This is a genomic window from Streptomyces sp. NPDC006296 (assembly GCF_040613235.1).
Lineage (GTDB): Bacteria > Actinomycetota > Actinomycetes > Streptomycetales > Streptomycetaceae > Streptomyces.
Genome location: NZ_JBEXRT010000013.1, coordinates 83,140 through 99,477 on the forward strand (window position 1 = coordinate 83,140; position 16,338 = coordinate 99,477).

Here is a 16,338-nt window from a genome sequence, read left to right on the forward strand (position 1 = left end):
GCTTCACCGAACCTCCACATCGTGCCACGCAGGTGAAGCAACCGGGACGAGGCGATCGGAGCCCTATCCTTGTCCCGGCAAGGTCCATGGACGGCTTGAACCAGCGCCCTCCAGGACGCCAGGCAGACACCCGGGCCCCCGTAGCTCAGTGGATAGAGCAGGCGCCTTCTAAGTCCCTTGCTTAGTAGCCCACCTGAATACGGGCACGGTGAGCGTCTGACCTGTACTTATTGCAGGACCAGCGCGTACCCACCATCGCATGACTCACTACCCACGCACGCGTGGACAAGGTGAGTCGCCGATTCTCTCTTGCCCAGCGTGCCGACAGAGAGAGTCAGGCAATGACACGGAGCCCTCTGCGAGCACAGCAGAGCACGAGCAAGAGCGCACGTCGTCTGACGTCCGTACCGTCATCAGGGGAGCGTGAGGACAGCGCACAGACGCGCGCTCACATGCTGAGCGACTACGCGACGCATCTCCGGGCCAGCAACAACAAGCGAGGTCGTCCGTATGCCGCTAAGACCGTCACCGCGTACACCAAGGCGGCACGCACGCTAGACCGCTGGATCGGACAGATCAGCACGTCAGACGCGGTGGGTGTGGTACTCGCCGACTTCACCCAGTGCGATGCCCCGGCCCTGAACGTCTTCTTCCGCGCGCACTACGACGGCGGGAAGGGCGAGCGACAGGGCGGCACCCACACTCTCCAGCGCAACTTGCGCCCGTTCTTCAAGTGGCTGTCCGAGGAGTACGACCACCCGAACCCATACGACGACTCACGGCTCCAGCGCTACGCGCACCCGACAGACGTGCGCCCCACCACGCTATCCGAGGAGTTCATCCAAGACCTTCTCCAGGTCACGGGCAACGGCTCACCCAGGGTCCGCGCATTCGAGAAGGTTCGAGACCACGCCATCATCCGCGTTCTGACGGAGGGTCTGCGAGCCGAGGAACTTCTCTCCCTCCGGCTCGACTCCCTCCACCTGGATCAGGGGCTACTCGGCCCCGTGACGCCACTCAAGGAGGCACGAGCCAGCGGAGAGGGACGGATCATTCCGCTCCAACCCAAGACCGTCGTGGCCATCACGCGGTATCTGCGGGCACGAGAGAACCACCGGCGAGCGAACCCCCTGTCACCCGACTACACAGAGGACCTGTGGCTTGGGACACGAGGCCGACCCAAGCTCACGTACTCGGGTCTCTACCGCCTCATCAACCGCCGGGCGGCTGACGCCGGTTACGGCAACCCGGATAACCCGGAGTCCCGCTCGATCGTCCACCCGCACCAGTTCCGTCACACGGCGACGCACGACCTCTTGTCGGCAGGCGTGTCCGAGGGCGACGTGATGACCCTCCAGGGCTGGAAGGACGCGAGCATGGTTCGACGCTACGCGGCCGACATGGCTACCTCCCGCGCCCACTCAGCAGTGCGCCAGCTCGGGGACCGCTACTAGCCACCCGTCGAGACGAACGAGCCTTGACCCAGGATCGTGTAGAGCCGTCCCTCTTCTCGAAGGGCGGCCACGGCTTTCTGCACAGTCGAGGGAGCCACGTCCAGCTCAGCGGCGAGATCCACGACGGCAGGGAACCTCTGGCCCGCCGGGTACTGCCCAGCGTCCAGGCGACGACGTAGCTCCTCTGCCACCTGGGGCCATACGGGCTTCCCACGGTCAAGGTCCATAAGCCGAGCATCCGCGTATCTCCGCGATCACGCGACCGCGTATGCCCGTATACGCGTATGCTCGGTGACGTACGACACAACAGCAACCACGACCAACAACAGAAGACCCCCGCGACCGTGCGACCGGTCCGGGGGCGTGGCCGATCACCCAAGGAGTGACCGACGTGCGAACTCTACTGTCCTTCATCCTCTCGTGGCTCTTGCCGTCCAACGGCAAGCGACGAGCCACCGCCGAGCAGACGTCGTTGGTAACGACACCTGACACGGCAGACGCGCCGACCACAACTCTGCGAATGGTGGGTGTGGAACGTCCCTCTCACCGTGACTACCTACGCGGTGAGGACGTGGCTCTGATCAGGCCGTACCTCATCGCCTGGGAACAGGAGCAGGAGCGCCGACGACAGAAGGACAGGCGAACCGCTGCAACCCTCGCAACCCTCGGCATCGACTTCCCGACCCCGGCCCACGGAGCGACGGCATGACCATCTCCCACACCAACCCGTCACACCTGCGTCTGCTGCCGTGGCCCGGTCCCGAGGGCAAGACTGCCTACCTCTCCACCGACGGCACTGCCACCCACTTGTCACTCATGGCCGACCGCATGGAGGAAAAGCAGATCGAGACGGCCGCCGTGATCGTGAGCCTGGCCAAGCCGATGGTCAGTGAGGAAGCCACACTCACGGCTCCCGAGCTTCGGTGGATCGCTACGCGGCTCATCGAGAGCCTGGGCGACGTGCTGAGGATCGCCGAGAGCCGAGCGGGACGCATCCCGCCGTACGAGGGTGACGCCGCCGCAGACGGCGACTCAGACGCCGACACGGACGACTCAGACGCCGAGGAGGCTAGCGACGGCTAGCGGCTAAGCTCACCAGCCGAGAGCCCCGACTCACTTACCCTGAGTCGGGGCTCTCTTGTGTGCTGGCTCAGTTGCTCATCACCACGGGGTGATCATGTCCCACACCAGCCGGTACATCTTGGCGATACCGTCCCACCCGAGCAGGGTGCAGACGACGGCGGCCTCTGCCGCGCACAGCATGGCGACGAGTCGGGCGAAGTGGGTTCGCTCGGACACAGCGGGGAGCGGGCAGCACTCCCAGCAGATGGGGTCTTCCTCGAACGTCGTCGGCGCGGGCACCAGGTTCTCACCACAGCGGGTGCAGGACACGAACGTCTTCCCGTTGCGGCGGGTGTAGCGGTAGCGGTTCATCGCGTGCTCCTCGTGTCGCATCCACTCATGGAGTGGATGGGTTGAACTGACACGGCGAAGCTCTCGGAGCGGGCACCATGATCCGAAGGGTCATCCAGCGATTCCTAGGCGGATCGAGACCTGGCACCGTTGCCACGTCACGGGCAGCCAAGGAGCCAGGTCACAGAACGCCGTCAGTCCCCTACCGACCCCTTGGGCTGGCTCTCACGTCTTGGGAGTGTCGTCCCTGTCAGCAACACCACGACGAACCAGGGAGCACCCAGTGACCCGCTCGCACTTTGATCACACCGCTTGCCAGCACCCCAAGACCAAGGCGGGACGGGCAACTTGCCGCCGCGAGATGCGAGCCGCCGCACTCGGTGACACGGCTTCGAAGCCGACTACGCCTCAGGCTGGTGTGGCACAGAAGACGCCCGCCAAGAAGGCAGCGCCCGCGAAGAAGTCGCCCGCCGCGAAGCCTGCCGCTCCTGCGAAGGCCCCGGCGAAGAAGTCGCCCGTCCGTGCGACGGCTGCGAAGAAGACCGCGACGGCTCCCGCCAAGCCCGCGCCGAAGGCTGACGCCGCGAAGTAGTCCCACACCCAACAGAGAAGGGCGTACACACTGTGTACGCCCTTTCTCGTGGTCTCGCCGGCATAGCGAAAAGCTCTGTGCGCTTCTCTGAGCGCCCAGCAGACGCGCGACGTACACAGACACTCAGTCGCTCTGCCGGGAGCCGAGAGACGCGATTCTGTCGCCCTAACGCACAAGCACACTCGATGTGTACGAACGCAGTGCGCACGAGACGACACGAACTCACGCCGCTTGCTTGGCTGGTGTGGGACGGCGTCGGCGCTTGCACGCCCGGCAGTGCTGGTGACCCTTCTTATCCAGGCGGGTGTTCTCGGGGGTGAACTTGTGCCCCCGACCACAAGCTTCCTTCCTGGTGCTGCCGTTGCGATGACGACCGCGCTCGACCTTCTCGCGCATGTTCTCCGCCTGGGTTCCAACCCGCAGGTGCCGCCTATTGAGGCAGGACGTCACATCGCAGGAGTGCAAGACCACCTCATCCGGCGTGAGTTCCTTGCCGCGCAGATGACCCATGAGCCAGCGGGTAGCGGTATGGAACTTGCCTTCCGCGCGAAAGCGTCCGTACCCGTTCTCGTTTTTGCTGCCCGTCCACAAATGGCAGGCGTCGGGCCCAGCGGAAGTGTCCACCCTCAATGCGAACCGCTCGATGTCGGTAAGCCCATGGCTGGGGAATCGCCGCCTCTGGGTCTTGGGGCACTTTCGACGTTGATAGACGGTGTCGGGGTGGTCGCAATCGTCGTGGAGCTTGGGACGGGGGCCACGACGTGCGACCTCGTCGCGCATATTGTCCGCCTTAGAGCCAGGCTCAAGGCAGGCAGGCGAGACGCACAGGCGGGTGTGGCACATATGACGGGCGACTTCTTCCGGTCCGAGCTTTCGTCCTAGCTTCTGTTCCAGGCTCCACCTGTGAGCCATGACCATTCTGCCGTCCACCCTGAATGCGCCGTATCCGGTGATGACAGACGCGGTCCAAAGCCAACACCCGGTCTTCTCGTCTATCGCCACCTTCTCCATGAAACGTTCCATGGGGTCTCGCCCTCGACCGACCTTGGGTCGCTGCTTACCTTCTCTGCGGCATTTAGCCCTGGCGTCTTTAGTGCGAGGGTGTTGGCACTCCGCGTGATTGATTCGCATGAATCGAGCTAAGCGCCAATTCTGCGGCTTCAATTCATGGTGGGTTATCCAATCTCCACACCCTAGCCCACCTGACTTGCCTTGCCGTTTGAATCGTGCTATGCGACGATTACAGAGCTGAAACCGAGTATTCAGCGATAGGAACTGTCTCGGTCGAGAGGAGGAGTCGTGGGCAAGAGCAACCCCAAGCCACGGAAGCCGGATGCCCCGCTGGGCGCTGGCACTCTCACTGCGGCCGAGCTGGACGAGCAAGCCGAAGAGGTCTACGCCCTGCATAAGCAAGGCCATTCCCTTATCGCCATCGGTCGCTCAATGGGTCTGACCAAGGATGCGGTGGAACGCCGTATTGCTCGGGCCCGGAAGAATCTGCCATCGGAGACGGCGGACGCCCTCCGAGCAGACCGTGAGTCCTCGCTTATCGACATGATCCGCGAGGCTCACGAGAACCTGAACAACGCCGAGACGGTAGCCGAGAAGAACGCGGTTATCCGTACCGTCGCAGATCTGAATATGAAGCTGGCCAAGCTCTTGGGCCTGGAGGTTCCCTCCAAGGTGGTCCTGGAGATGGAGCAGATCTTCACCAGCCAGCGCGATGGCGTCTGGGCCGGGGATGTGGAGTAATGCCGCTCCGTTCCCTGGATGAGGCCAAGAGACGCGCTGAGGCAGGTGTCCAGGTCTGCATGACCCACGGTGACACCTGCCCGAAGTACCCCGTTCCTGGCGCGAGGGTGGATGCCTTCGACCTGGAGCTAGCAGAGATGGTCCGGAAGGGCCGCATCAAAGCGGGTGGTCCCGCTGTTCTTACGCCTCCGCCCTGCAAGCCCCGGAAGCTCTCGGACGAGGAGCTACGGCAACGCAGTAAGCGCGCGGCAGTTGTCGGCGACGCCCTGCGGAAGGGAAAGCCGGTGCCTCTCGCATCGCCTCCCCCGCTCGACCTGGAACTCGCCGAGAAGATCCGCACCGGACGAGGCGCACCCGCCACGTTCCGTACCACACCCCCCGACTTTGAAGAGATGGAGTGACGACCATGGCCGACGACATGGCGGCACGTCTCCTCGCCAAGATGCGCGGCGAGGCGCCCCCCAGCCCGACGCGAGAGCCGAAGGTGGACCCCGGTACCCAGGCTCTCTGGGACCAGATGCGCGGCGACGGCCCGAGCGCCCGACGGCTCTACGCCGAGCACCGCGAGAGCGACCGCCAGGCCGAGAAGTCGTTCGAGGCTCGTGTCCGGGCCCGTGCCCAGGAGCTCGTGAGCCGTCACGAGGGCGGACACCACCCGCTGGAAGCGGCACGCGCTCAGCTTCGCCGCGAGGTCGCCGAGAAGGCGCGTCAGGACGAGAAGCGCGCCGCCTACGACGCGATGGTCACGAGCAACCGGGCGGAGAGCCAGAAGGTCTCGACCGAGAGCCTCCGCAACGACATCAAGGCCAGCACGACCCAGCGCCGCGAAGAGAACATGAAGCGGCTCGTGGCCTCTCTCATGGCCCAGCTCAACGCCAGCGCGTAGACGCGCGCCGGCATAACTGAACAGCCCTCATCCAACCGCGTAGAACGCGTGCACTTCCCAAGTGCCGCCAGTAGAAAGGCAGGCCCGCAATGGCCGACATCACGATGGACCTCCAGGACTTCAACTCCCTGATGGCGCTGGGCACTGCCCGTCGTCGCGCGGTGTTCCTGGATCTCTACAACACGGGCCGCACCAAGCTGAGCGCGTCCACCGCCAGCGGCCCGGACAGCGTCATCCTGACCCCCACCAGCCCTGGCACGACCGAGGTGGAGAACACCGTGGTCACCCGCGTGAAGACCGCCATCGCCGCTGCCGCATAGCTGGTTGGTGTGGGACGCGGGCCGTCCCCTTCTGCGGCCCGAGCTTTCCAGAGGGCCGTCCCACACCAGCCTCTCAACTCCCGTTGGTGTGGCGGGAGACCCGGTGTTTGGCCACCAGCCGGGAAGTGAGACCGGGTGGTGTGGGAGGTCCTCTCTGACCCACACTGCCCGGCTTCTCCGATGTCCGAGTAATCCGCGTGGGAGGTGTTGAGATGGCACAGAAGATCTCGTGGGACCGATACGGCAACGGTGAGGTTCACGAACTTACCGAGCGGTTCATCCGCGAGGAATACGGGCTCACGGTGACGGAGTTCCGTAGGCGGTTCGTCAAGTATTGCCGCCGTGTAGGAATGTCGTACTCGGCATACAGAAGCCGCGGTGAGCTCCACTTCCGAGTTCAGAAGTAGCCGTGCCCAAGAAGAAGAACAAGGCCCATAAGCGGCTCGCTGCTCAGCGGAAGCCGACCGAGGTTAAGGCGCTCCGCTCTCTCGCCATGGCCGACGCCCTGTGGGGTGCACTGATACGGGAGGTGACCGATGAACACCGTTGACGGTCGGCAGCGGATCAACCACGCCAACTGCACCCACCCGAGCACCGGCGCAGCTCGGGAGAAGTGCCGCAGGGAACATGGCCTATTGAGCCCGAGTCAGGTCGCGCGGGAGGAGGCTCGAAAGAGAGAGGTCGCCGCCCGTAAGAAGGCAAAGGCAGCGGTGGCGGCAGCCCCGCCCAAGCCTCAGACGACGCCTGGCAAACCCCACCCCAAGGCCAGGTACGACAAGAGTGGGTGGAGGGCCGAGAGTCGACTTACCGTCCCGAAGATGGCCCACTTCATCTGGAAGCGGATGAAGTACAACCGCGACGGGCGGTATGTGTTCACGCGCGAATGGGTCCGCCAGCAGTACCCGGGGTCAGATGCCACGATGATTGACGCGGCTCTCCAGTACCTCGTGGACACAGGCAAGATCAATACCATCCCACTCTGATCACCGCGCGACTTTCTTGGAGCGTGGCTCAGCGCTGATATACGCTTATGGCACGTATCCACGTGAACTTGCTCGCCAGGGCAGTTCGGGGAGGAGTCGGGCAACCGACTTGCCCCACAAACCATTGAGCCCCACGGGACCTAGTCTCTCGTGGGGCTCTCTGGCGTCTGTGCCGGCGAGCGCGTGAATCGACGCGTAAGGCTCTCTCAGCACTGCGCACGCACAGACTGACGCACAAGCACTGAGAGAGCCCTACAGGCGCTGTTCTGTTGAGTTAGGAGCGTGCTACGCGCTCACTCGTCGCGCGCTGAGCGAGACTCAATCGCCTTGCGGGCCACGGCCACCTTCCACTCAAGGGGAATGGAAGCCAGGTTGCGATGCAGAACACCCGCGTACCACTTGCGGACCGCCTCCCTGTGCTTCTCGCGTGTCTGGTCCACGCACTTATCCCCGGTGTTGGCCCACGACTCAGAGAGCAACATCTCTTCCACGTGGGCCATCATCAGCTTGTGGGCCCGCAGGTACTCAGCCGACCAGTTCACCTCGGGGTCGGGCGGACACAGGTCGTACGTGGGAAGACTGTTCTTCACCGACGAGAACGACACCTGACGGTCCCAGCGATCGAACTTGTCTTCCGCACAGTGGGGAACTCGGGTACCCATCAGATTCCCGTGGCGATGTTTGTTTCCGCAGTAGGGACACTGGATTACCAGTTGGTTGAACTTGCTCGGCAAGGCCGGGACCTTGATGGGTTCTGCGAATCGGTCAGACATCTCCCACACCCCCCGTGTCCTTCTTGCTCCCAGGGCAGAAGATCTCCGAGTAGTCGAGGGATTCACCGGTGTAGGTCACGGTTTCATCCCCCTGGACGGTTACCGGAGTGGCAGCCACGTGTCCCTCATCGTCTCGTTCGACCACCCAGGCGATCACGTCTATTTCGCCCTCGTCCGATTCGGTGGTCACCTTGTAGCCCGCTCCGGGCAGAACCCCAAGCAGTTCGTTGGGGAGGGTGAGACCCCCATAGTTGGCGAACCGCTTGGCGGGAAACAGTTCCGACTCATGGATGACGTACGGGTCTCCGTCCTCATCCCACGCGGCAACCGGCTTCGAGTGACTGAAGTTCCCCTCACGGTCCTTGAGCCATACTCTCAGGTTCGGATTCAGCCTGAGTTCTCCCATTACTTGCCTAACCTCTCTGTGTCGTGTTCGTGGTCAACGCTAGAGCCCGTTATGCGGGCTCACATCAGCCGCCATCGAGAGACCTTGTCTCCCCCGAATCCGCCGGACTGGTCGATCTGGATACGGTCGTCCTTCAAGCGGCGTGCGGCGTAAACCCGGGCCTGAGTGAATCCCATATCGGTCTTTGCAGCCTCCATGATCTGCTCTCGCGGAGCTACGCCGTCATGCTTGGTCAGGTAGTCGATAAGCCAGTCGGCACACTGCTGAGTCACGCTGGGCTTACCGTCGTCGCTCTTATCCCCTCGGCTTCGACGGTTGGAGGCTTCCATCTCCCTGGTGACGTCCGTATCCGACTCATCCCCGAGCACGAAGCGGGATGTATAGATGTCCTCTCCGCCCTTTTCACCCTTCACCGTGGCGCTCTCGATGGTGTACGAGTAGGACGGGATATCAGTACGGCCCAGGTTGTTCTTCACCTGGGACAGAACGAAGCCGCCATCCTCGGTGGCGCTGAACGCGATAACCGCACGTACGACTCGGCCGAACGCGCCCGAGCCGTGGATACGCGACAAGGGGTCAGCCCCGCCGTTCTTGGTGAAGTGGGCGAGACCGTAGACCATCAGGTCACGATCGGCTGCCATAGCGGCCAGAGGTTCCAGCGCGGCTCGGACTTCCCGCTCTCGGAAGTCATTGATTGAGTCGGCAAGGAACGAGATAAGCGGGTCCGCGACAAGGAGAACCACGTCATTCTCTGCGCAGGCTTCGCCCAATCCCTTGATGTCACCCGGAAGTGACAACTGGACCTGGCGGTCGTCGTCCTCGGTCACGCTCACATGGAATACGCGGCTCATGTCTGCACCTGCTGCGAGCAAGCGGGGCACGATGGTTCGGGCCCAGTCGTCCTCGGTGGAGCAGTAAATAACCGATCGCGGCTTACCGAACCACTGCCCAGGCAGAGTTCCCGTGGTCAGCCTCGCGGTCTTCCAGATAGCGAACTGAGACTTCCCCACTCCAGCCATTCCCGCGCCGATGGTCAGGGCGGCGACGGGAATACGCCCCTCCTGGTTGGGCGGGAAGACCTTAGGCTTAGTTGTGTTCCAGCCCCAGAGGACGGACAGCGGCTTGATGGTCGACGCGGGAACGAGGGTGATCCTGCGGCCACTCGTGACGGGCTCGCCGGCACTCTTGGCTCGCCCCTTGACCTGGGCCTTCTTGCGACGCTTGGTCTCGGGGGGTGTGGGAGTCGCCTCGTCCGTCTCTTCTTCCACACCCCCCGACGTCCCGTCTGCCTGGTCCAGGAGATCCGCGTAAGCCTTGCTCCGCAGGAAGCGGTCTACGTCCTTGGCCACCCAGTTGTCGTCATGCTTGGCCGCGTCGCACCGCAGGGCGTACCAGAGGATGTGACGGCCGTTGGTGACACCCGGACTGGGAATGCCCTTCACCGTGTGAGAGCGGGCCAGGTCCTTGTAGAGCCCCCAAAGCACCTGGTCCCGGTTGTCCTGGTTGCCCGACTCATAGCGGCTGTTGGCGTCCTGGAGTGCCCGCTCCGCGCGCTTGTTGTACGCCTTCGGCTTGAGCGCGTCAGAGGCCCTGAGAGCGCCTGTGGACGACTGACGCGCGCTCTGTGCGCTCTCGTGCGTCGCGATGCTCTGAGCGTCCGTACCGAGCGCCTGACACAGCTTGGAGAGCGTCACGAGACGTGAGCGCGACGAGTAGCGCAGCACGCGCACCGGCCGGGGGTCGTTCTTGTCCTTCTTGTGCCAGGTGCCAGGCACGCGGAGGAACGTGGTCAGGTCGAACTTATCCCCGCCGAGGAAGTCACGGAGAGCACGGCTCACAGCCTCGATGACGGCAGGGGGGTGTGGAACATCCAAGGGGATGTAGATGTGGACCTTCGGCTTGCCGTCCTCTGCCACACCCCCCGACTCGACCACAGTGGCGTTAACGCTCTCCAGGAACGCCCACTGTTCATCGGTGAGGCCGTGCTTATCCAGCTCGGTGAAGACGACCGCGCACCGGCGAGCCAGGGACTTCTTACTGCCGCTCTGCGGAACCTCACCACCCCGGAAAGGCACCACGCGGAAGTACAGCTCGGGTGCAATGAGCTTGCCAGCGACGGTGAACGTCTCGCCCGTCTTCTCCCCGTTCTCGTCCACACGGAGCAACTGGAACATGCCCCGGCCCTGCTCCTGGATAGCTCGGTTCGCGGCGTAGAGTCCATTCCTCGTCGGCTTCGCCCGCCACTTCCAGTTGGTGCTGAAAATGGCCTCGGTCTTCCCCTCCCGACCCTTCTTCCTGTATGGGCTCAGGTTGAACTCCAGGACAGGCGCAGCGGTCCCGAAGAGGGCGTAAAAGAACCGCCTCTGCTCCCGCTCGGCGTCCTCGATATTGGCGTTTCCCGACGTCTTCTGAGGCATGTTAGTCTGCCTATGCCTTTCCCGTTCGTGTCGTGTTCAGGGTGTCGAGACTGGCCCGCTTTGTGAGGGAGCGGGCCTTTCTCATGGCTCCATCTCCAGGCGAATGACCTCGTGGACCTGGGAGCAGTTCCCCCCGCAGTACGCCCTGCCTGCCTGCTCGGCCGCTTCTTGCGTCGCCCACAGACGGATACGAGGCGGAGCCCAGCTCTCGTGGTCCTTCTTGCAGCGGATCACCAGGGCGTAGGGCGTGTGCGTGCCCTCCTCGTTCCTGGTCCAGACGTAGAGAGCGCGGGGCCACACACACTTGGCGAACGTCTCGTAGGTCCGGTGTTGCCGCTCGCAATAGTGGCGGCGGTATACCTTGGGCCTTATGGCGGTGGTCATGGTTCATCGTTCCCGTTCCCCCTCGGTTCGCGGGTGGATATTTAGCGACGAGGGCGCCGAGCGTTGGGGTTCACTCCCACACCCACCACGAACGAGCCGTCCTCGGCGTCTCCCGTGGCGACGACTTGACCAGCCGACAGAGCGGCGATAACCCGTATGTGGAAAGGCATCTCGTTTACCGCCTGGCGGATCTGGTCCCGCGCTTGGGGGTCTCGGCTCGCCTCTTCCACGACCAGGCGGGCGCTCACGACTCGCCCTCCCGCTCCGTCTCGTCGGCGTCGAAGAACTGGACCGTTACGGTGTCAGTTCCCCTGATGGCCGTGGCCGCCATGCCGTGCCGACTGGCGTACCTGCGGACCGACTTGGCGAACGCTTCCGGGTCCTTCTCGAAGTGCTCACCGCGCTTGAGGATGTGGACCTCTCCGTCCATCCATTCGCGCCACGAGTAAAGATGCTTGGGCATTACCGCTCCCGGTTGGAATTGCCGGTTTCTGACGTGATCAGTCTGCGTCTGCGGCATGTTTACCGGCAAGTGGCCACGTATCTCTTCTCGCCGGGGCGGCATAGATTCTTGACTCATTCTTTGCAATTGAGTTCGACGTGGAATACAGAAAGCCCGCACTGGCGGATAACCAATGCGGGCTTTCTCGTGTGTGCGTGTGTTCGCTGCGTCTCGCGTATCGAGCGTGCGTGTGCGTTAGGCGCTCAGAATCGACGCGTGAGGCGCCAGACAAGCGGTGTGTGTCGAACTCTGTTCGCGAACACTTCGAGGCGCCCAAAGAAGCCCTCAGAGCTTCGGCGCTGTCGCCACTCCATGAGGTCGAGGAACGGGTTATCGGACGCGTTGGGGTCGGCGGTCGGCTCGGTAATGCGCTGGGATGTCATGGGGCAAGAGTGGACCGGATCGGGCGATGGTGGCCAATAACTGCCCGCGTTAGCATGGCAGCCGCCATGCGTAGCGCGGGGTCGAGAAGGCGCAGGTCAGAGGCTTGTGTGGCGTCCGTCACATGTTCCACACCCGCCTGTGAGAGGCGAGAGGGCGTGAGCAATGGACGGCGAGAGCCTGTCGCGCGTGTGCGCTTGCGCTTGGGCGTGCGCACGGGTGGGTGAGCGCCTGCGGGCGCATGACGTGAGCGCGCGTCCGTGCGCGTGAGCGCGTGAGTGGGGTCCTACTCGCGCGTGTGTGCGCGGGCTCACGCGTGTGAGCGTGCGTGCGCGCGTAGACATCTCTACCAACACTGAGAAACTGGCGCTGAGCTGCACGTGTCCGTTTTTCGCACCAGTAAGTTTAAGAAAAGGAGAAGATGAGCTATTAGGGGACACTCTGTCTGTTGTGTCTGAGTCGAGGCTCCATCAATCTTTCTTCAGTTTTTCGCAGTCTTTCAGGCAGTGTTTTTTAACAAACACACTGTTAGGAGACAGAATTACAGTCTTTTGGAGTTGTGTGTTTGTACGCGCGTGCGCATGAGCGCGTGAGCGTGAGCGCGCGACAGGGCATGTCTCGTACCCCTCTCGCGTATGCGTATGCGGGTGAGCGCGTGTGCGCGTCATGCGGTCGCGTGTGTGCGGACGGGTGAGCGTGCAGGCGTGAGCGCGAGTGGGGCGAGGCTGTTGGGCAGGACTAGCGGGTGAGCAGAGGTGTTCGGGGGGTGTGGAACGTGAGGCGTGAGATAAGCCCGGAAGCCCTGGTCGTGTGTACGCGCGACAGGGTGAGGCTAGATCCCCCCGAACGGCTGCCATGAGGCCAGGCGTGCCTCTCTTGTGGCAAGCGATTCTCCGGCCAGATTAGAGCGTGCCACGTGTGCCACCCGTTACCCCATTGGTACCCAGGATGTCCACCGTATCCAGGTAGGCTATGGCCCGAAGCGCCTGACCCAGGTGTGTACATGGCAAGGTGCTTCACAGTACCGTCACCATGTTGACGCAGGTCAGCCACCTCTCTAAGCTGCGCCGACGTCATGTGATCGGCCCTCGTAGCTCAGTGGACAGAGCAGGCGCCTTCTAAGCGCTTGGCCGCAGGTTCGAGTCCTGCCGGGGGCACCACCGCGCACCACCCTGAGGCCCTCCGCACCGGAGGGCCTTTTCGCCGGTCAGGGGAGGCTAGCGGGCCGCGCGTAGCAGGGGCATAAGCGCGGGGCGGCGGGGGCGGACGCCCGCGCGGGCCGCCCCCGCCGCCGGATTCGCGCGGTCTGCCACGGAGAATCCACGGAGACACCCCGCCCCTCCCCCGCCACCGCCGCGCGGCACCGAGGGGGCCTCCCCCACGGCAAGGCCCGCGCCCGCTCCTACGCCCCGGGCCCGCTCATGGACCCGGTCCGGGGCGAGGTCCGCCAGTCGATGGAGCCGTACACCGATCCCTACCGGCGGTAACGGTGACTCCCAGCGGCGACGCACGGTTCGGGGAGGTCCGTCCACCGCCGAGGGGACCGGCCTCTCACCGCCCGCCGGCTGGGTGATCGTCCTGGCCTCCCCTCCATGCGGGCAGGGCCACGGTGAACACGGTTCCTTCCCGAGATGTGCTGGTCGCCGAGACCGAGCCGCCGCGGGCTTCCACGAGGTGGCGCACGATGGCCGGGCCCAGGCCGCTGCCGCCGGTGTGGCGGCTGCGGGACTTGTCGGCGCGCCGGAACCCGCCGGCCCTGCTTCCGCCGCAATCGGTGGACAAGGATCAGGTACTGCCGGACCGCTCAACCCGAGTCTCTCCCGGGCGGGTTCGTTGAGGAACTGACCGGTGCGCCGACGGGGACCGCCGGCCTTCCGGGCCGCTGCCGGTGCTCCGGCGCGGCCTCGACCGGGTGGGTCACGCCGTCCTTCTCCGGTTGTCAGTGCCGTCCCGCAGAATGACCGCCATGGACGCCGCCGTCACCGGCCGGCGATGACGAGAAGAGGATCTCCATGCTCGAAATGCCGCAGTTCGAACGCCTCTATCCGGACGACCGGCTGACGTCCCCCTCGGGGCGGTTCGTGCTGAGCCGCGATGCCGCCGGTGTCCCGGTGATCACGGACACCGGGAGCGACCAGGTCGTGTGGCGGGCGGGCGCTGCGGGGACGCTGCTGCTGGGAAACGGCTACGAGGTGCTGGTCGAGACCGAGGACGACCACGAACCGGACTGGCGCTCGGGCTTCGCCGCGCCCGGTGCGCAGTACCTGATCCTCACGGACGCGGGCGAGTTGGAACTCCTGGACCGCTCGCACGTCCGCCTGGGCAACATACGCACCGGCCCCGTCCACGCCGTGGCACTCGGGGACGCGGCACCCGCGGCTGCCATCACCGCGGACGCGTACCTCGTCCGCGAGGGGAGGACCCGCCGGACCGTGGCCCGCGAGCAGAACGGATGGCTGCGGGTCAGCCGGAGCTCGAAGGGCGGGGGCGGAAGCTACGCGCTCACCGGCCGGTTGGTCGACTGGCTGGACCACCAGGAGGGTGCCCAGCTCACCTGGCGCCTGCACCGGCCGGGCGGATCGACGGCCGAGGTCCGGCTGCTGAGCCTGGTCGACTCCGAGGGCGCCGTCCTGTGGCACGAGGGCACCCTGCTCCCGCACGGGCCGATTCTCATGGGCACGCCCTACGCGTACGGCGGCCCCACGCTGGAGACGGGAGGGCGCCTGCGCAACCAGTCCCTGACGTCCCCCGACGGGACCCACACGCTGGTCCATCGGGGCAACGGCGATCTGGCGTTGCACTGTCACACCGAGCACCGCGTCGTGTGGCGGACCGGGACGGACGGGATCGGCGATGGATGGGCGGAGCTGTCCGAGAACGGCGACCTGTCGGTCCGCAACGTTCTCGGCGCCCAAATCTGGAGCTCCGGAACAGCCGGTTCGGGCGCCCGCCGGCTCGTGGTCCGGGACGACGGCCGTGCCGAACTCCTCGACGCGGACGGCCGATCGGTGTGGTCGACCGGCCCTCACGACGCCTGTGAGGCACCCGCCGCCGATGCCCCGCGGGGTGCGGTGCTGCGCCGTGGACAGACGCTGGGACCGCACTCCCTCACCTCCACCTGCGGGAGAACCGTGCTCGGCCACTGGGACGAACGGCATCTCGTGCTGTTCGCAGCGGATCACACCTGGCTCTGGAACACGCGCCTCGGTGAGACGGACGAGCCGGGACTGCGCCTCGACGAGGACGGCATGCTGCGGGTCCTCGGCGACGAACGCCCCCCGTTGGGCGGGCCGGCCGAAGAACTGTGCGTCCAGGAGGGCGAAGTGGTCCTGCGCCGCGCCGACGGTGGTGTCGTCTGGCGCAACGGTGAGGTGATCGAGCCCGGCGCCGTGCCCGAGGAGACCGCCGAGGACTTCGGAACGTGGATGACGGAACTGACGGACCGGGTCACCTACTGCGCGACCGTCGTGCACGACATCACGCCCGACGAGGCTCTGGTCCGGCTGGGCGCGGACCCGGCGGGCATCCGCACCGGTGACTGGAGCGACCTGCTGACCCGGAGCGAGATCGACGACACCGGCGTGGAGGACGTGCGCGTGGCCGCCTTCGCTCTCGGCCCGCACACCCTGCTCGTCGAGGACAACGGCTGGTTGGGCATACACAGTCCGGCGCTGTCCGCAGGAACCCTCGCGGTCTCCGCGTACAGCAGCGTCAACGGGGACACCGACTTCGTGGTCCATCGCAACGGTGAGACGGTCGTCGACCGGCACGGCGACATCAGCGAGGAGCCGGTCCCACCGGAGATCGAGGCGGCCATGGCGGCGATGGGAGCGGACGATCCGCTGGAAGCCGCGTCCGAGGACATCCTGGAACTCCTGTGCAGGACGGCGGATGTCCGCCCGACGGTGGCAGACGTGACAGGGGCGGCCCGGTTCACGATCATTCCAGCTTCCTGAACACGGCAGCGGCCACGCCCTCGGCGGGGCGGTGCGTCCGGGCCCGCCGGGGAAGTGATCCTCGGTGACGCGCTCGGCGCGTCCGACCCGGTGTACGGCCGGGGCACGACGGTGGCGGC

The 16,338-nt window shown here is 65.0% G+C and carries 17 protein-coding genes, 1 tRNA gene and 1 pseudogene; 10 read left to right on the forward strand and 9 right to left on the reverse strand.

Going from position 1 to position 16,338, the window contains the following annotated elements:
• Positions 1-452 precede the first annotated feature (452 nt).
• Positions 453-1,454, forward strand: a complete 1,002-nt coding sequence (locus ABZ172_RS11920; RefSeq protein WP_356882869.1) for a site-specific integrase — start codon at positions 453-455, stop codon at positions 1,452-1,454.
• On the opposite strand, the gene ABZ172_RS11925 is transcribed toward ABZ172_RS11920, so the two are convergent.
• Entirely contained in the window at positions 1,451-1,681 is a 231-nt protein-coding gene (locus tag ABZ172_RS11925; RefSeq protein WP_356882871.1) for a GntR family transcriptional regulator, read from the reverse strand. The two genes, ABZ172_RS11920 and ABZ172_RS11925, sit on opposite strands and share 4 nt — an antisense overlap.
• Before the next feature lie 478 nt (positions 1,682-2,159).
• Here ABZ172_RS11925 and ABZ172_RS11930 point away from each other — a divergent pair, with 478 nt between their 5' ends.
• A complete protein-coding gene (locus ABZ172_RS11930) occupies positions 2,160-2,537 on the forward strand; it encodes a hypothetical protein (RefSeq protein ID WP_356882873.1) in 378 nt (125 codons plus the stop codon).
• A gap of 78 nt (positions 2,538-2,615) precedes the next feature.
• On the opposite strand, the gene ABZ172_RS11935 is transcribed toward ABZ172_RS11930, so the two are convergent.
• Positions 2,616-2,909: a hypothetical protein gene (locus ABZ172_RS11935; RefSeq protein ID WP_356882875.1), complete on the reverse strand. Its 294-nt coding sequence runs from the start codon at positions 2,907-2,909 to the stop codon at positions 2,616-2,618.
• A gap of 376 nt (positions 2,910-3,285) precedes the next feature.
• On the opposite strand from ABZ172_RS11935, the gene ABZ172_RS11940 reads away from it, so the two are divergent.
• A complete protein-coding gene (locus ABZ172_RS11940; RefSeq protein WP_356882877.1) occupies positions 3,286-3,459 on the forward strand; it encodes a hypothetical protein in 174 nt (57 codons plus the stop codon).
• 222 nt (positions 3,460-3,681) lie between these two features.
• Here ABZ172_RS11940 and ABZ172_RS11945 read toward each other — a convergent pair whose 3' ends face one another.
• Positions 3,682-4,482 (reverse strand): hypothetical protein, encoded by an 801-nt coding sequence (locus ABZ172_RS11945; RefSeq protein ID WP_356882879.1) that lies wholly within the window; start codon positions 4,480-4,482, stop codon positions 3,682-3,684.
• Positions 4,483-4,758: 276 nt separating this feature from the next.
• Between ABZ172_RS11945 and ABZ172_RS11950 the strand changes: the two genes are divergently transcribed.
• The 5 genes from ABZ172_RS11950 (at position 4,759) to ABZ172_RS11970 (ending at position 7,400) form a co-directional block, all read left to right on the forward strand.
• Positions 4,759-5,211, forward strand: coding sequence for a hypothetical protein (locus ABZ172_RS11950; RefSeq protein WP_356882881.1), 453 nt, complete (start codon positions 4,759-4,761; stop codon positions 5,209-5,211).
• Between the two features lie 406 nt (positions 5,212-5,617).
• On the forward strand, positions 5,618-6,097 hold the full coding sequence (locus ABZ172_RS11955) for a hypothetical protein (RefSeq protein ID WP_356882883.1): 480 nt from the start codon (positions 5,618-5,620) through the stop codon (positions 6,095-6,097).
• Positions 6,098-6,186: 89 nt separating this feature from the next.
• Positions 6,187-6,417 (forward strand): hypothetical protein, encoded by a 231-nt coding sequence (locus tag ABZ172_RS11960; RefSeq protein WP_356882885.1) that lies wholly within the window; start codon positions 6,187-6,189, stop codon positions 6,415-6,417.
• Between the two features lie 409 nt (positions 6,418-6,826).
• Entirely contained in the window at positions 6,827-6,967 is a 141-nt protein-coding gene (locus tag ABZ172_RS11965) for a hypothetical protein (protein WP_356882887.1), read from the forward strand.
• The gene (locus ABZ172_RS11970; protein ID WP_356882889.1) at positions 6,954-7,400 is read left to right on the forward strand and encodes a hypothetical protein; all 447 of its coding nucleotides are present in this window, start codon (positions 6,954-6,956) and stop codon (positions 7,398-7,400) included. Before ABZ172_RS11965 ends, ABZ172_RS11970 begins: the two co-directional genes overlap by 14 nt.
• A 293-nt stretch (positions 7,401-7,693) precedes the next feature.
• Here the strand turns inward: ABZ172_RS11970 and ABZ172_RS11975 are convergent, their stop codons facing one another.
• The 5 genes from ABZ172_RS11975 to ABZ172_RS11995 all read right to left on the reverse strand — a co-directional run bounded on the left by ABZ172_RS11975 (position 7,694) and on the right by ABZ172_RS11995 (position 11,843).
• Complete coding sequence (locus ABZ172_RS11975; protein WP_356882891.1) at positions 7,694-8,134, reverse strand: hypothetical protein; 441 nt, start codon at positions 8,132-8,134, stop codon at positions 7,694-7,696.
• Positions 8,135-8,165: 31 nt separating this feature from the next.
• A complete protein-coding gene (locus ABZ172_RS11980) occupies positions 8,166-8,579 on the reverse strand; it encodes a hypothetical protein (protein ID WP_356882893.1) in 414 nt (137 codons plus the stop codon).
• 59 nt (positions 8,580-8,638) lie between these two features.
• Positions 8,639-10,996, reverse strand: coding sequence for an AAA family ATPase (locus ABZ172_RS11985; RefSeq protein ID WP_356882895.1), 2,358 nt, complete (start codon positions 10,994-10,996; stop codon positions 8,639-8,641).
• Positions 10,997-11,077: 81 nt separating this feature from the next.
• On the reverse strand, positions 11,078-11,296 hold the full coding sequence (locus ABZ172_RS11990; protein WP_356882897.1) for a hypothetical protein: 219 nt from the start codon (positions 11,294-11,296) through the stop codon (positions 11,078-11,080).
• A gap of 328 nt (positions 11,297-11,624) precedes the next feature.
• Complete coding sequence (locus ABZ172_RS11995; protein WP_356882899.1) at positions 11,625-11,843, reverse strand: hypothetical protein; 219 nt, start codon at positions 11,841-11,843, stop codon at positions 11,625-11,627.
• A 1,504-nt stretch (positions 11,844-13,347) separates the two neighbouring features.
• Here ABZ172_RS11995 and ABZ172_RS12000 point away from each other — a divergent pair.
• Positions 13,348-13,423 (forward strand) — tRNA-Arg (locus ABZ172_RS12000).
• Positions 13,424-13,814: 391 nt separating this feature from the next.
• Here the strand turns inward: ABZ172_RS12000 and ABZ172_RS12005 are convergent.
• Positions 13,815-14,009: pseudogene (locus ABZ172_RS12005) on the reverse strand (ATP-binding protein); the annotation flags it as partial.
• A 266-nt stretch (positions 14,010-14,275) separates the two neighbouring features.
• On the opposite strand from ABZ172_RS12005, the gene ABZ172_RS12010 reads away from it, so the two are divergent.
• Positions 14,276-16,219, forward strand: coding sequence for a DUF6461 domain-containing protein (locus tag ABZ172_RS12010; RefSeq protein WP_356882901.1), 1,944 nt, complete (start codon positions 14,276-14,278; stop codon positions 16,217-16,219).
• Positions 16,220-16,338: the final 119 nt, after the last annotated feature.

What these genes read in the sequence shown, in the direction of transcription:
- ABZ172_RS11920 (WP_356882869.1), top strand. Translation starts at nt 453, where the DNA reads ATGCTGAGCGACTACGCGACGCATCTCCGGGCCAGCAACAACAAGCGA.
- ABZ172_RS11925 (WP_356882871.1), bottom strand. Translation starts at nt 1,681, where the DNA reads ATGGACCTTGACCGTGGGAAGCCCGTATGGCCCCAGGTGGCAGAGGAG.
- ABZ172_RS11930 (WP_356882873.1), top strand. Translation starts at nt 2,160, where the DNA reads ATGACCATCTCCCACACCAACCCGTCACACCTGCGTCTGCTGCCGTGG.
- ABZ172_RS11935 (WP_356882875.1), bottom strand. Translation starts at nt 2,909, where the DNA reads ATGCGACACGAGGAGCACGCGATGAACCGCTACCGCTACACCCGCCGC.
- ABZ172_RS11945 (WP_356882879.1), bottom strand. Translation starts at nt 4,482, where the DNA reads ATGGAACGTTTCATGGAGAAGGTGGCGATAGACGAGAAGACCGGGTGT.
- ABZ172_RS11955 (WP_356882883.1), top strand. Translation starts at nt 5,618, where the DNA reads ATGGCCGACGACATGGCGGCACGTCTCCTCGCCAAGATGCGCGGCGAG.
- ABZ172_RS11960 (WP_356882885.1), top strand. Translation starts at nt 6,187, where the DNA reads ATGGCCGACATCACGATGGACCTCCAGGACTTCAACTCCCTGATGGCG.
- ABZ172_RS11970 (WP_356882889.1), top strand. Translation starts at nt 6,954, where the DNA reads ATGAACACCGTTGACGGTCGGCAGCGGATCAACCACGCCAACTGCACC.
- ABZ172_RS11980 (WP_356882893.1), bottom strand. Translation starts at nt 8,579, where the DNA reads ATGGGAGAACTCAGGCTGAATCCGAACCTGAGAGTATGGCTCAAGGAC.
- ABZ172_RS11985 (WP_356882895.1), bottom strand. Translation starts at nt 10,996, where the DNA reads ATGCCTCAGAAGACGTCGGGAAACGCCAATATCGAGGACGCCGAGCGG.
- ABZ172_RS11995 (WP_356882899.1), bottom strand. Translation starts at nt 11,843, where the DNA reads ATGCCCAAGCATCTTTACTCGTGGCGCGAATGGATGGACGGAGAGGTC.
- ABZ172_RS12010 (WP_356882901.1), top strand. Translation starts at nt 14,276, where the DNA reads ATGCTCGAAATGCCGCAGTTCGAACGCCTCTATCCGGACGACCGGCTG.